Raw genomic sequence first — 13,410 nt, forward strand, 5'->3', positions numbered from 1 at the left:
CCGAACATGGGGTTCGGCGACTGCAGGCCCCATGGAGACATCGAGCAAAGGGGCCCGACATGGTTCAGCAGGCGTACGCGACGGTCGACGAATACGTCGACTCCTTCCCCGTCGAGGTGCGGAGACGCCTGCAGTCGCTCCGCAACGACATCACCTCCGTGGTCCCCGATGCGACCGAACGCATCAGCTATCACATGCCCACGGTCGACCTCGACGGCACACGCCTCACCTACTTCGCCGGCTGGAAACGCCACGTCGCCCTCTACGCCGTTCCCGTCCTCGACGACGACCTCGAGCGCGAACTGGCCCCGTACCGGTCCACCAAGGACACCCTCCGATTCCCCGTCGAACAGCCGATCCCCAACGGCCTCGTCTGCCGCATCGTGGAATCCCTCGTCGCCCGGCGCTGACCCGAGACTCGGCACGGACACCGGCGGCGCGCCAGGGCACGCCGCCTGCGCGCCTGCGTCATGCTGGAACCATGGACGTCGAGACGAGCGCACGAGCATTCGTGGAGCACCTCGCATCTGAACGGCGGCTCTCCGAACAGACCACCCGCGCCTACGCCTCCGACCTCCGACAGTTCACCACGTTCGCCGCGACCCACGACGTCACCGACACCTCGGGTGTGACCCTCGACCTCCTGCGGGACTGGCTCTGGGAGACATCGACCGGCGGCGCATCCAAAGCGACGCTCGCCCGCAGAACGGCGACCGTGAAAGGGTGGACCGCCTGGCTCCTCCGCACCGGCGAGGCCGTGACCGACCCGGCCGCCAGACTGCGCAGCCCCAAGACCGGTCGAACCCTTCCCCGGGTCGTGAACCGCGGACAATTCGACACGCTCATCGCATCGGTCGAGGATCGAGCAGCGACCGGGGATCCGGATCGACTCCGTGACCTCGCCGTGGTCGAACTCCTCTACGCCTCCGCCCTGCGCGTCTCCGAACTCTGCGGACTCGACCTCGACGACGTCGACCTCGACCGACTGACCCTGCGCGTCACCGGCAAGGGCGACAAGCAGCGCGTCGTGCCCTTCGGAGTTCCCGCCCAGTCCGCCGTCGTCGACTACCTCACGATGGCCCGGCCGGCGCTCCTGAAGCGCGGACAGCACACGGGACGAGCACTGCTCCTCGGCTCACGCGGAGGACGACTCGGCAGCCGCTCCGTCTACACGCTCGTGGCCCACCTCCTGGAGGCGATCCCCGGCGGCGGCCCCGCAGGTCCGCATGCACTCCGCCACACGGCAGCCACCCACCTGCTCGACGGGGGAGCGGACCTCAGAGCGGTGCAGGAGCTCCTCGGCCACGCGAGCCTCGCCACGACCCAGATATACACGCACGTGTCGATGGAACGCATCAAGGACAGCTATCGGACCGCGCACCCCCGCGCCTGAGGACGACTCGTCGTGCCCGATCCGATCGATCCCTGGCGGACGACGACTCCACCGACGCCCCGGTGAGTGGGAGCAGAACGGCGGCAGGCACTTCGCCGAGGAACAGCATCGGGTTGAGGTACGACCGATCCCGGCGGGCGCCGAGGTGCACGCACCCCGCAGCGCAGTGTCCTCCAGTGCTCACCGCGCCGATCGGAGCACCGCGAGCGACCACATCCCCGACCCCGACCGCCGCCGTGACCGGTTCGATGCTCGAGACGAGGCCGTCCGCGTGCCGCACCGAGACGATCGGCCGATCGACGACGACGCCCGCGAACGAGACGACGCCGTCGTCGACCGCGAGGGCAGGCGTCCCTTCAGCTGCACCGATGTCGATGCCACGATGCCCCGCCGAGTAGGGAGTCGGGGGAGCTTCGAACGGCCGCGTGACCGGATGGGGGTCCGCGACGGGCCAGCTCCATCGCGACTGCGGCCGCTCGACGGACTCGTGTGCCACGGCGGCGACCCCCGGGGTGCGGATCACAGCGAGGCCGACGAGCAGCACGAGGGAGCAGGAGAGGACGATGGTGGAACGCTGGTGGAAGAGCATCCCCGATCGTCTCCCGCAGCCCGCTCCTGGATGTCGGATCCGCACGGCTGTGGATGACCGGTCTCCGCCGAGAGCCCTGTGGAGGACCCGGATCACCGGTCCGACGGCGCCCACGATCGTCCGCCCGACGACAGCAGGATCGCGCACCGATCCCAAAGCCACGGATGCTATGATCGATGAAGCATCTCGTGTGTCGAGATGACTACGCGTGCCATTCGGCCTCCACTTCCATTCGGTCTTCACTCTCTGAGTGAGGCGGACGTGTGCCGGGCACCAGGGGCGAGACCATCCGGTCTTCACCATCAACCGAGGCGCAGACCAGATCTCTGGCGAGCGCAGAACAGGAGTACGGCTCATGGCCGTCGTAACGATTCGCCAGCTGCTCGACAGCGGCGTGCACTTCGGGCACCAGACCCGCCGTTGGAACCCGAAGATGAAGCGCTTCATCTTCACCGAGCGTTCCGGCATCTACATCATCGACCTGCAGCAGTCGCTGGCCTACATCGACCAGGCGTACGACTTCGTCAAGGAGACGGTAGCCCACGGCGGCACCATCCTCTTCGTCGGCACGAAGAAGCAGGCTCAGGAAGTCATCGCCGAGCAGGCGACGCGCGTCGGCCAGCCCTACGTCAACCAGCGCTGGCTCGGTGGCCTCCTCACCAACTTCCAGACGGTGTCGAAGCGACTCGCACGCATGAAGGAGCTCGAGGAGCTCGACTTCGAAGACGCTTCCAAGAGCGGCTTCACCAAGAAGGAACTCCTCATCAAGAAGCGCGAGCTGGACAAGCTCCACAAGTCGCTCGGTGGTATCCGCAACCTCACCAAGACGCCTTCGGCTCTGTGGGTCGTCGACACCAAGAAGGAGCACCTCGCAATCGACGAGGCTCGCAAGCTCGGGATCCCCGTCATCGGCATCCTCGACACCAACTGCGACCCCGACGAGGTCACGTACCCGATCCCGGGCAACGATGACGCGATCCGTTCCGTCGGCCTGCTGACGCGCATCATCGCCGACGCAGCCGCCGAGGGCCTCATCCAGCGCCACCAGAAGCCGACCGAGGGCGACACCGCCGCCGAGCCGCTTCCCGAGTGGGAGCAGGAGCTCCTCCAGGGCTCCGCCGAGACCGCAGCAGTGGCAGACGAGACCGTCGCAGCCGCTGAGACGGCCGAGGTCATCGCCGACATCCAGGCAGTCGAAGGCAACACGGCCGAGTCCGAAGCCGACGCAGAGGGCGCAGCAGCAGCTGAAGCCGTCGTCGAGGCTGAGACCGCCGCCGCCGACGAGAAGTAAGAACGAGGAGTACACCACCTATGGCTAATTTTTCCCTCGAGGACCTGAAGGCGCTGCGCGAGCAGCTCGGCACCGGAATGGTCGACACCAAGAACGCTCTCGTCGAAGCTGAAGGCGACGTCGAGAAGGCGACCGAGATCCTGCGTCTCAAGGGTGCGAAGGGCAACGCGAAGCGTGCCGACCGCTCCACGAGCGAGGGCCTCGTCGCCGCCAAGGAGAACGGCGCCACCACGACGCTGATCGAGCTGGGTTGCGAGACCGACTTCGTCGCGAAGAACGAGAAGTTCCTCGCGCTCTCGAACGTCGTCCTCGACGCGATCGTCGCTGCCGGCGCAACCACCGTCGCGGAGGGCAACGCCGCTCCCGTCGGTGACAAGACCGTCCTCGACGTCATCAACGACGAGGCCGCCATCATCGGCGAGAAGGTCGAACTGCGCCAGGTCGCCGTGGTCGAGGGCGAGAAGTTCGCCGTCTACCTCCACAAGACCAACAAGGACCTGCCCCCGCAGGTCGGTGTGGTCGTCGGCTACTCGGGTGACGACGCGGAGACCGCTCGCAGCATTGCGCAGCACATCTCCTTCGCTGCTCCCATCTACCTCACGCGCGACGAAGTTCCCGCGGCAGAGGTCGAGAAGGAGCGCGAGATCGTCACCGAGATCTCGAAGAACGAAGGAAAGCCGGAAGCGGCTCTCCCGAAGATCGTCGAGGGTCGCCTGACCGCGTACTTCAAGCAGGTCGCGCTCCTGGAGCAGGACTACGCCAAGGACAACAAGCTGTCCGTGCAGAAGGTGCTTGCAGACGCAGGCCTCACCGTGACCGGGTTCGCCCGCTTCAAGGTAGGCGCGTAACACCACGAGAGGAGTCCGGATCGCTGTCAGCGATCCGGACTCTTCTGTGTGTGCGGGCAACATCCGCCGAGCTTTCGGTGAGCCTCCCGATGTGCGGGACGTGGGGGAGGCAGTAGGTTGATTCAGGACGACGGAGGGACAGAAATGCCGGAAAAGAAGCGCAGGGTTCTGCTCAAGCTCTCGGGTGAGGCATTCGGAGGCGGCCAACTCGGGGTCAATCCCGATGTCGTGAGCGCCATCGCACGCGAGATCGCCGAGGCCGCGAAGGAGGTCGAGATCGCCATCGTCGTCGGTGGGGGCAACTTCTTCCGTGGCGCGGAACTCAGCCAGCGCGGCATGGACCGCGGTCGTGCCGACTACATGGGCATGCTCGGCACCGTCATGAACGCTCTCGCCCTCCAGGACTTCCTCGAGCAGGCAGGCGCCGCGACCCGCGTGCAGTCCGCCATCGCGATGACCCAGGTCGCTGAGCCGTACATCCCGCTCCGTGCCGAGCGCCACCTCGAGAAGGGACGCGTCGTCATCTTCGGTGCAGGCGCAGGCCTACCGTACTTCTCGACCGACACCGTCTCGGCGCAGCGCGCACTCGAGATCGGCGCCGACATCGTCCTCGTCGCCAAGAACGGCGTCGACGGCGTGTACACCGCGGACCCCCGTCTCGACCCCAACGCCGTCAAGATCGACGGCATCTCCTACCAGGACGCGCTCCAGCAGGGCCTCAAGGTGGTCGACTCGACCGCGTTCAGCCTCTGCATGGACAACGGCATGCCCATGCGCGTGTTCGGCATGGAGCCCGCCGGCAACGTGACCGCGGCCATCCGCGGCGCGGAGATCGGCACCCTCGTCACCTCGGCCTGAGGGCCGTCCCCGCCACCGTCCATACGGTGAGCGGGTCCCGGCGGCACAGTCGGCTACCGGCCGAAGCAGGCCGCCGGACTAGACTGAAAACAGCAGTACAAAGCAAAGGAGTGCTCGTGATCGCGGATGTCCTCTCGGACGTAGGAACCCGGATGTCGAAGGCGGTCGAGGTCGCCAAGGAAGACTTCGCCTCGGTGCGAACGGGTCGCGCCAACCCCCAGATGTTCCAGAAGATCATGGTCAGCTACTACGGCACGCCGACGCCGCTGGCCCAGCTCGCTTCCCTGCAGAACCAGGAAGCTCGAACGATCGTCGTCACCCCGTACGACAAGACCGCCCTGCGCGACATCGAGCAGGCGATCCGCGACACCCCGAACCTCGGCGCCAACCCCACCAACGACGGCACGATCGTCCGCGTGACACTGCCCGAGCTCACGGAGGAGCGTCGCAAGGAGTACGTGAAGATCGTCCGTGGCAAGGGTGAGGACGCCAAGGTCTCCGTGCGCAACATCCGTCGCAAGGCGAAGGACGACCTCGAGGCGCTCAAGAGCGAGGTCGGCGACGACGACGTGGCTCGTGCTGAGAAGGAGCTCGAAGCCGTGACGAAGTCGCACATCGACGCCATCGACGACGCACTCAAGCGCAAAGAGGCAGAACTGCTCGAAGTCTGAGCCGTTCGAACGCACGACAGTTCGCAGTCAGGGCAGCTCGAAGTCTGAGCACGGCGCATCCGCGGGAGGAACACGTGGGAGACGAGGAGACATCGGGGCCGACGGGTGAACCGCCGGTCACCGGTGGCAAGCACCACGGCAAGCTCGCCCCGGAGGAGATCCGGTCGCAGCTGAAGGACCGTCGCGCCAAGTTCGAGCAGCAGGTGGAGTCGACGCGGGCCGACATCGAGCGCCAGGTCCATGCGACCAAGGCGCAGTTCGATGCGACGAACGAACGCATCGAGGCCCGCGTCGGCCGCAACCTGCTCATGGCGATCGTCATCGGCGTCGCCGCCGGCGGGATCATGCTCGTGAGCCTCATCATCTTCAAGGTGATCTTCGTGCTCCTCGCGGCGATCGTCGTTGCGTTCGCGTCGCTCGAACTCCGCAAGGCGTTCGAGCAGACCGGTCGGCGCGTGCCGCCCATCCCGACGGTCATCTCGGCCGTGGCGATGCAGCCGGCCGCGTTCTTCCTCCACGACGCCTCCCGCTGGCTCGTGGTCCTCGGCGGCATCCTCCTCGTCGCGCTCTGGCGAGTCGCCGAACAGGCGGCGTCCAGCCGCCGCACCGATCTGCCGACGCTCGTGCGGGACATCGCATCAGGCACGCTCATCCAGGTGTACGTGCCGTTCCTGGCGTCGTTCGCCGTGCTGCTCGTCTCCGAGCCGCGGGGTGAGTGGTGGACGCTTGCGTTCCTCGTGATCGTGATCTGCGTCGACGTGGGTGCGTACGCGAGCGGCCTGTCGTTCGGCAAGCACAAGATGGCCCCGGTCATCAGCCCCAACAAGACGTGGGAGGGCTTCGCCGGAGCCGCAGTGGTCTCGGTCGTCGCCGGTGTGCTCCTTGCGATCTTCATGCTGCAGACGCCGTGGTGGGTCGGCGTGATCCTCGGCCTCCTCCTGCTCGGGAGTGCGACCGTCGGCGACCTCGCGGAGTCGCTCATCAAGCGTGACATCGGTGTCAAGGACATGAGTTCCTGGCTTCCGGGCCACGGCGGATTCCTCGACCGACTGGACTCGATCCTGCCGTCCGCGGTCATCGCGTACGTCGTCTACCTCATTTTCTCCTGACCTCGTCACCCGTCGGGTTTCGCCCTCACCGCCCGTGATGGGGGAGAATGGTCGCGTGAGTACGACGTTCCCCACTTCCAAGCGTTCGAAGCGTGGCTACGACCCCACCGAGGTCGACGAGTTCCTCCAGCGTGCCAGGGAGGCCTACAGCCAGGACACCGGCAGCGCTCCGCTGCTGCGTGCGGAGGACATCCGTCACGTCGCCTTCGGGCTCCGCCGGGGCGGCTACAGCACTGAGCACGTCGATGCGGCGCTCGAACGACTCGAGGACGCGTTCTCCTTGCGCGAGCGGGAGCGCATGGTCGATGAGATCGGCGCCAAGGAATGGCTGCACGATGCGCGCGGCACGGCTCAGGTCATCCTGAACCGGCTCACGCGTCCGGAGGGACAGCGCTTCGCGCGCGTCAGCTTCCTCTCACGCGGCTACAGCCGGAAGGACGTCGACGCGATGGCCGACCGCCTCGTCGCGTACTTCCACGACGGCAAACCGCTCAGCGTCGATCGTGTCAGAACCGCCGTTTTCCGCAACCAGTGGGCCGGATATCGCGAGTCGCAGGTCGACGCCGTGCTCGACAGCGTGGTCGACGTGATGCTGGCGGTTCGCTGAATTTCAGCGTTCAGACTCGCCTGATCAGGGGTACTCAGCTACTATCGATGAATCGTGGCTCAGAACTCTACCGACTTGACACCGTTTGAACCGTCCCCCAGAAAGCCTTCTGGATCGGCCGTTCAGCGGTACCGTCGTCCCCGTTCCAGGGGCAAAGCAGTCCTCGGCGTCTTCGCCGCCACCGCAGCGTTCGGTTTCGTGGCCGTCGCGATGGTCGCTCCCGCCAACGGCGTGAACGCCACGGCGTACGTGCAGACCCAAACGCAGTTCGGCGGCAACGAGGCGCAGTCCGTCGTCGCGAGCGACAACTTCCAGTACACGATCTCCCGTGACGGCTACGAAGTCGTCGCACCGCCGCCCCCGCCCGTCCCCGCCGCTCCTGCGGCCACAGGATCGAGCTCGTCGAGCGGCAAAGCACCCGCGGCAGGCGTCCCGGATCCCGGAACCGCTCAGGCGGTCGCGTACAGCATGATGGCGTCCTACGGCTGGGGAGACGACGAGTACAGCTGTCTCGTCTCCCTCTGGAACCGCGAGTCCGGTTGGAACGTCTACGCGTACAACGCGAGCTCCGGCGCGACAGGCATCCCGCAGGCGCTTCCCGGCAGCAAGATGGCCTCCGCCGGTGCGGACTGGGCGACCAACCCGGCCACTCAGATCACGTGGGGTCTCGGCTACATCACGGGTCGCTACAGCACGCCGTGCGGCGCCTGGGCGCACTCGGAGTCCAACGGCTGGTATTGAGCGCAGGCGCTCCGCGTCACTGAACGCTCGTCGTTCGTCCGCTGTGCTTAGACTTGACCCATGCCCCGTCACCATCGCCACCGACCCCGTCCGGGTCAGGCACAACGACAGGACGAGGACGCTTCGGACCTCAGCCACCTGATGGCGGGGTGGAAGCGAACCGAGCAGCACCGCGACGGTGAATGGTACGTGCAGCCCGTCTCTGGCGCGAGCGCGCAGAAGGACTACCTCTGCCCGGGTTGCGGACAGACGGTCTCTCCGGGCGTCGCACACCTCGTCGCTTGGCGGGCGGACGGCGTGATGGGGGATGCCGCGGACATCGCGGCCAGACGCCATTGGCACACGCACTGCTGGCGCATCCGGTGAGAGGACCACGACACCCATGACGGAATCGATCGAGATCCGCGGGGGCGTCGAGCTCCCCGTCGTCCGTGAAGACATCGAGCTGCACACGGCGGACGGTCTCACGCTCGTCGGTGAACTCGCGACACCCGTCGACGGCGTGATCACCGCGACGATCGTCGCCCTCCACCCGCTGCCGACGGCGGGCGGGTTCATGGACTCGCACATCCTCCGGAAGGCGGCCGCCCGCCTGCCGCAGTTGGCCGGCATCGCCGTCCTGCGCTTCAACACCCGCGGCACCACATCGCCTCGCGGGACGAGCGACGGCGCGTTCGACGGCGGCGTCGCCGAGCGGGCCGATGTCGAGGCAGCCATGGCGTTCGTCCGCGAACGAGGTCTGCCGCACCCATGGCTGGTCGGCTGGTCCTTCGGGACGGAGCTGGCGCTGAAGTACGGCCGAGCGACGGAGGCGGAGGGCGTCATCCTGCTGTCGCCGCCGCTGCACCGTACCTCCGATGAGGAACTCGCGGCGTGGGCGGGGGAGAGTCGCCCGCTTGTGGCCCTCATTCCCGAGTTCGACGACTACCTGCGTCCGGAGGAGGCCGCACAGCGGTTCGCCGCCGTGCCGAACGCCGTGCTCGTGCCCGTGGAGGGCGGCAAGCACCTGTGGGTGGGGGAGAACCAGACCAAGCGCGTCCTCACGGAGATCGTTGCGGCCATCGCGCCGGACGCTCTGCCTCTGCCGACGGTCTGGCCCGCTGCGTAGCGTCTCCCGCTAGAGCTCGTTCTGCCTCGGGATGACGACCTGTTTGACGATCAGCAGCGCCGCGGCGGCCGCGGGGATCGCGACGAGCGCGCCCAGGAGGCCGAGGAGTGATCCACCCGCGAGGGCGGCGATGACGACGAGCGCGCCGGGGACCTGCACGGCCCGCTTCATGATGTTCGGGCTCAGCACGTAAGCCTCGACCTGCATGTACACGAGGTAGTAGATGCCCGCGACGAGCGCCGTGATCGGCGAGCCCAGGCCGAGGCAGATGAGCACGATGAGGATCGAGCCCGTCAGGCTGCCGACGAGGGGGATGAGCGAGAAGAAGAACGCGACGCACGCGAGGACTGCGGGGAAGGGGCCGTTGATGATCGACAGGAAGATGAAGCTCAGGATGCCGTTGCACGCGGCGAGCGTCACCTGCCCGATGACGTAGCGACCGACGGAACTCGTGATCTGTTCGCTCAGGTCGGCGAACCGTTCGCGCTTCGACGCCGGGATGAGCTGGTACATCCCGCGCTTGATCGAACCGAGCGACGCCGTGAAGTAGAGCGTCAGGATGAGGACGATGAGCGCCCCGAAGAAGCCGTTCGCGATGGCGACGCCTGCCTGCAGGACACCACCGGTGATCGCGGCGATCGTCTTCGGGTCGCTGAAGAACTTGCCGATCTCGAGCAGCATGTCGTCGAGCGGGAGCGCCGGGAACTGGTGCTTCAACGCTTCGAGCCACTCGAGGCGGCCGACGTCCTCCAGGAGCGTGGGGACACGGGCGATGAGGGCGCTCGTCTGCGAGACGATCGCCGGGACGACGGCGAACACCAGTCCGACGAACACCCCGAGCACGAGGACGACGGTGATGAGGAGGGCAGCCCACCTGGGCAGGTTCCGCTTCTCCAGCCAAGAGACGAACGGGTCGAGGCCGAGAGCGATGAAGAGCGCCGCGCCCACGTAGGTGAGGATCGTGGAGAGCGCGACGACCGAGGTCAGGATCAGCACGCCGAGGCCGACTCCGAGCGTGCCGATCAAACCCACGCGGAAGGCGTTCTGGATCTTCAACCGGTTCCCCCTTGCGACGTCTGGACAATCATAGAGGCGCTCCGCGACTGGGTCGCGCCAGGTGTCGTCCAGGCCTCGCCTAGGTGGCTCCCAGTGTCATCCACTATCCTGAACCATCTGTGTCACTTGCCGATTCGAGCACGGCAGCTGGCGAAATGCGCCGGATCCGGCGCTGAAGGAGATTATTTCGTGCGATTCGTTCTAGCTATCGCGGCGTTCGTGGTGGCCGCTGTCATGATCGTGACGGGTATCGCGCAACGCACGGTGTTCCTGAAGCCGGGCACCCTGAGCATGGAGCTCTCGGTGGACAGCGGCGACAAGTACATCGTCATCCCGGGCAACGTCCTGCAGTCGTTCCCGGGTGCGCAGTCCATCGTCGCCAACGCGACCGGTAAGGAACAGGTGTTCCTCAGCTACGGCCGTGAGGCCGATGTCGCGGCGTGGTTGGGCGACCAGAGCTACACGACCGTGTCTGTCGACAAGACGAAGACGAAGCTCACGAGCAAGACCGTCGAGCCGACTGCCACGCCGAGCCCCGACGCCTCCAACGGCGACGCGTCGACCGGTGACGCCGCAACGGGCGGCGACGCGACCGACACGACCACGCCGAAGACCGGCGCGAGCCCCAACCCCCGCGGGTCGGATCTGTGGCTCGGCGAGTACGACGAGGCCGGCGCCGTCATCGCCACCGTGAACCTGCCGAAGGACGTCGACGTCCTCATCGCGACCGACGGCACCAAGCCCGCACCCGAGTCGATCCGTCTCGCTTGGCCGCTCGACAACGCCACGCCCTGGGCCGGACCGCTCATCGCGGGCGGCATCATCGTCCTGATCGCCGGTATCGTCCTCTATCTCTCCGGGATCAACCGCATGCGGCGATCGCGCGGACCCCGTCGGAAGGGCATCACGGGAGGACCGGGCAAGGGCCTGGCCAAGATGCCGAAGACCCCGAAGTACCGACCGGACAAGGAACTCGGGGCAGCACCGAAGGGCAGGAAGAACATGCGTCGTTCCTGGGTCGTCACCGTTCCGGTCGTCCTCGTCGCCTCCGTCGCGCTGAGCGGCTGCTCCCAGGACTACTGGCCTTCGATCGGTCAGCCGTCCGCCACGCCCACTGTCACCGCGACGAACCTGCCGGCCGACGCCGACAAGGACTTCGCGGCACCGGTCGTGACCGTGCCGCAGGCCGAGCGCATCGTCTCGCGGATCTCGACCAGCGCCGCCGAAGCCGATGCCGCACTCGACCCGGCGAAGGCGGAAGTGCGCTTCACCGGCCCTGCGCTCGAGGAGCGGAAAGCCAACTACACGATCCGCGGCAAGATCGCGGACTACGCGGGTGCGACCCTCATCCCCGCATCGCCCGTCACGCTCACGCTGCCGCAGGCGACCGAGGAATGGCCTCGCACGGTCATGACGGTCATCCAGGACAAGACGAATGACACCGTCCCGCCCACCGTCCTCGTGATGACGCAGGAGAACGCCCGCGCCAACTATCAGGTGGTCTACGCCGAGAAGCTTCTCGAGGGCGCTCGGCTCGAGAACGTCGCCCCCGCGACGATCGGCGCGACGGCTGTCAAGCCGGATTCCAAGCTGCTCGTGCTGCCCCCGGGCGAGGTCGCGGCCGCATACGCCGACATCCTCACGAACGGCGACGCGAGCGCATCGGCCGGGCTGTTCAACGCCGACGGCGACGTGTTCCGTACGCAGATCGCCGCCGACCGCGAGAAGAAGAAGGCCGGTCTGCCCGAGACGGCGACGATCGACTTCAGCGCGAAAGCAGGCACAGGCCCGAACGTCGCGCTCGCGACGAACGACTCCGGTGCGATCGTCGCGGTCAATGTGAGCGAGGGCGAGGTGGTCAAGGTCGTGACGGCCGGTGCTACCGTGAAACCGTCGGGTGCTGTCGCTGCCCTGTCCGGTGTGACCGAGAGTGCCAAGGGCACGGAGGCCGCCTACAGCGACCAGCTCCTGTTCTACGTTCCCGGCGTCAACTCTGGAGAGAAGATCACTTTGCTCGGATTCACCCAGTCCCTCGTCAGTGCGGCGGAGCTCCCGTGAGCGGCGTCGAGCCGAGCGCAGCGCACCTGCGCGGCGCCGTCGACCTGTCGGGGCTCGCGCGTCGTCACGCATCCCCTCCGCCCGCGGCCGCGACTCCAGCAGGAGCCCCAGGCGCCGGCCAGGTCGCTCCCGGGGAGCCCGTCGGGTCGACCGAGGGCGTGACCGTCCCCGTCCCGTCCTTCGTCTTCGACGCGACCGATGACGCGTTCGGCGAGGTCGTCGAGCTCTCGACGGTCGTCCCCGTCGTCATCGACCTGTGGGCAGAATGGTGCGGGCCGTGCAAGCAGCTCTCGCCCGTCCTCGAACGACTGACCGCCGAATACGCAGGACGATTCGTGCTCGCGAAGGTCGACGTCGACGCGAACCCGCAGTTGTCGCAGGCGTTCCAGGCGCAGTCGATCCCGATGGTCGTCGCGGTCGTCGCGGGTCGTCCGGTCCCGATGTTCACCGGCGCCATCCCCGAGAACCAGGTGCGCGACGTCATCGAGCAGCTGCTCGAACTGTCCGCTCAGAACGGCGTCTCCGGCCGTGCCGTCCTCGCGGACGGCGCCGAAGCCGCTGCGGTCCCCGCAGCGCCGGAGGAACAGCCCCTGCCGCCGCTGCACGCCGAGGCGTACGACGCGATTGAACGCGGCGACTACCCGGCTGCCATCCAGGCCTACACGACCGCGATCGCGCAGAACCCCAACGACGACATGGCCGCTGCCGGACTCGCTCAGGTGAACCTGCTGCACCGGCTCTCCGGCAAGTCGCTCGATCAGATCCGCGGGGGAGCCGCGGCTGCGCCGGACGACCTCGAAGCGCAGCTGCTCGTCGCCGACCTCGACCTGTCCGGTGGGCACATCGACGACGCGTTCGACCGTCTCCTCGAGCTGTTCCCCGGCCTCGACCAGGCCGGCAAGGACCTCGTCCGCGGGCGTCTGCTCGAACTGTTCCTCGTGGTCGGGGCGACCGACCCGCGCGTCGGGCGTGCTCGTGCCCGGCTGACGGGGTTGCTGTACTGACGCCGACGTCCGGTCACTGCACTTCGACAAGCTCAGTGACCGGGGCCGGCTCAGTGACCGGGGCCGGCTCAGTGACC

The 13,410-nt window shown here is 67.3% G+C and carries 15 protein-coding genes; 13 read left to right on the top strand and 2 right to left on the bottom strand.

Going from position 1 to position 13,410, the window contains the following annotated elements:
* Nucleotides 1-59: 59 nt before the first annotated feature.
* Together ACQ3HB_RS05420 and ACQ3HB_RS05425 are read left to right on the top strand one after the other, a co-directional pair.
* Nucleotides 60-410, top strand: a complete 351-nt coding sequence (locus tag ACQ3HB_RS05420; RefSeq protein ID WP_430918463.1) for an iron chaperone — start codon at nucleotides 60-62, stop codon at nucleotides 408-410.
* A 71-nt stretch (nucleotides 411-481) separates the two neighbouring features.
* On the top strand, nucleotides 482-1,393 hold the full coding sequence (locus tag ACQ3HB_RS05425) for a tyrosine recombinase XerC (RefSeq protein ID WP_430918465.1): 912 nt from the start codon (nucleotides 482-484) through the stop codon (nucleotides 1,391-1,393).
* Here ACQ3HB_RS05425 and ACQ3HB_RS05430 read toward each other — a convergent pair.
* The gene (locus ACQ3HB_RS05430) at nucleotides 1,356-1,982 is read right to left on the bottom strand and encodes a murein hydrolase activator EnvC family protein (RefSeq protein WP_430918467.1); all 627 of its coding nucleotides are present in this window, start codon (nucleotides 1,980-1,982) and stop codon (nucleotides 1,356-1,358) included. The genes ACQ3HB_RS05425 and ACQ3HB_RS05430 overlap by 38 nt on opposite strands.
* Before the next feature lie 355 nt (nucleotides 1,983-2,337).
* Between ACQ3HB_RS05430 and rpsB the strand changes: the two genes are divergently transcribed.
* The 9 genes from rpsB (at nucleotide 2,338) to ACQ3HB_RS05475 (ending at nucleotide 9,215) form a co-directional block, all read left to right on the top strand.
* Entirely contained in the window at nucleotides 2,338-3,273 is a 936-nt protein-coding gene (gene rpsB, locus ACQ3HB_RS05435) for a 30S ribosomal protein S2 (protein WP_430918468.1), read from the top strand.
* 20 nt (nucleotides 3,274-3,293) lie between these two features.
* Nucleotides 3,294-4,121: a translation elongation factor Ts gene (gene tsf, locus ACQ3HB_RS05440; protein ID WP_430918469.1), complete on the top strand. Its 828-nt coding sequence runs from the start codon at nucleotides 3,294-3,296 to the stop codon at nucleotides 4,119-4,121.
* A gap of 144 nt (nucleotides 4,122-4,265) precedes the next feature.
* On the top strand, nucleotides 4,266-4,979 hold the full coding sequence (gene pyrH / locus ACQ3HB_RS05445) for a UMP kinase (RefSeq protein ID WP_430918471.1): 714 nt from the start codon (nucleotides 4,266-4,268) through the stop codon (nucleotides 4,977-4,979).
* Between the two features lie 116 nt (nucleotides 4,980-5,095).
* Nucleotides 5,096-5,650, top strand: a complete 555-nt coding sequence (gene frr, locus ACQ3HB_RS05450; protein WP_430918473.1) for a ribosome recycling factor — start codon at nucleotides 5,096-5,098, stop codon at nucleotides 5,648-5,650.
* Between the two features lie 74 nt (nucleotides 5,651-5,724).
* Nucleotides 5,725-6,759 (top strand): phosphatidate cytidylyltransferase, encoded by a 1,035-nt coding sequence (locus ACQ3HB_RS05455; RefSeq protein WP_430918474.1) that lies wholly within the window; start codon nucleotides 5,725-5,727, stop codon nucleotides 6,757-6,759.
* Between the two features lie 55 nt (nucleotides 6,760-6,814).
* A complete protein-coding gene (locus ACQ3HB_RS05460; RefSeq protein WP_430918476.1) occupies nucleotides 6,815-7,366 on the top strand; it encodes a DivIVA domain-containing protein in 552 nt (183 codons plus the stop codon).
* A 75-nt stretch (nucleotides 7,367-7,441) separates the two neighbouring features.
* Nucleotides 7,442-8,107, top strand: coding sequence for an aggregation-promoting factor C-terminal-like domain-containing protein (locus tag ACQ3HB_RS05465; protein WP_430918478.1), 666 nt, complete (start codon nucleotides 7,442-7,444; stop codon nucleotides 8,105-8,107).
* A 60-nt stretch (nucleotides 8,108-8,167) separates the two neighbouring features.
* A complete protein-coding gene (locus ACQ3HB_RS05470) occupies nucleotides 8,168-8,473 on the top strand; it encodes a hypothetical protein (RefSeq protein WP_430918480.1) in 306 nt (101 codons plus the stop codon).
* Between the two features lie 16 nt (nucleotides 8,474-8,489).
* A complete protein-coding gene (locus ACQ3HB_RS05475; RefSeq protein ID WP_430918482.1) occupies nucleotides 8,490-9,215 on the top strand; it encodes an alpha/beta hydrolase in 726 nt (241 codons plus the stop codon).
* Nucleotides 9,216-9,224: 9 nt separating this feature from the next.
* Here the strand turns inward: ACQ3HB_RS05475 and ACQ3HB_RS05480 are convergent, their stop codons facing one another.
* Complete coding sequence (locus ACQ3HB_RS05480; protein WP_430918484.1) at nucleotides 9,225-10,271, bottom strand: AI-2E family transporter; 1,047 nt, start codon at nucleotides 10,269-10,271, stop codon at nucleotides 9,225-9,227.
* Between the two features lie 189 nt (nucleotides 10,272-10,460).
* On the opposite strand from ACQ3HB_RS05480, the gene ACQ3HB_RS05485 reads away from it, so the two are divergent.
* Entirely contained in the window at nucleotides 10,461-12,329 is a 1,869-nt protein-coding gene (locus ACQ3HB_RS05485) for a DUF8094 domain-containing protein (protein ID WP_430918486.1), read from the top strand.
* Nucleotides 12,326-13,333 carry a tetratricopeptide repeat protein gene (locus ACQ3HB_RS05490; RefSeq protein WP_430918487.1) on the top strand — a complete coding sequence of 336 codons (1,008 nt, stop codon included), beginning with the start codon at nucleotides 12,326-12,328 and terminating at the stop codon, nucleotides 13,331-13,333. Before ACQ3HB_RS05485 ends, ACQ3HB_RS05490 begins: the two co-directional genes overlap by 4 nt.
* Nucleotides 13,334-13,410: the final 77 nt, after the last annotated feature.

Origin of the sequence: Plantibacter lichenum (assembly GCF_050587525.1) — a bacterium.
GTDB lineage: Bacteria > Actinomycetota > Actinomycetes > Actinomycetales > Microbacteriaceae > Plantibacter.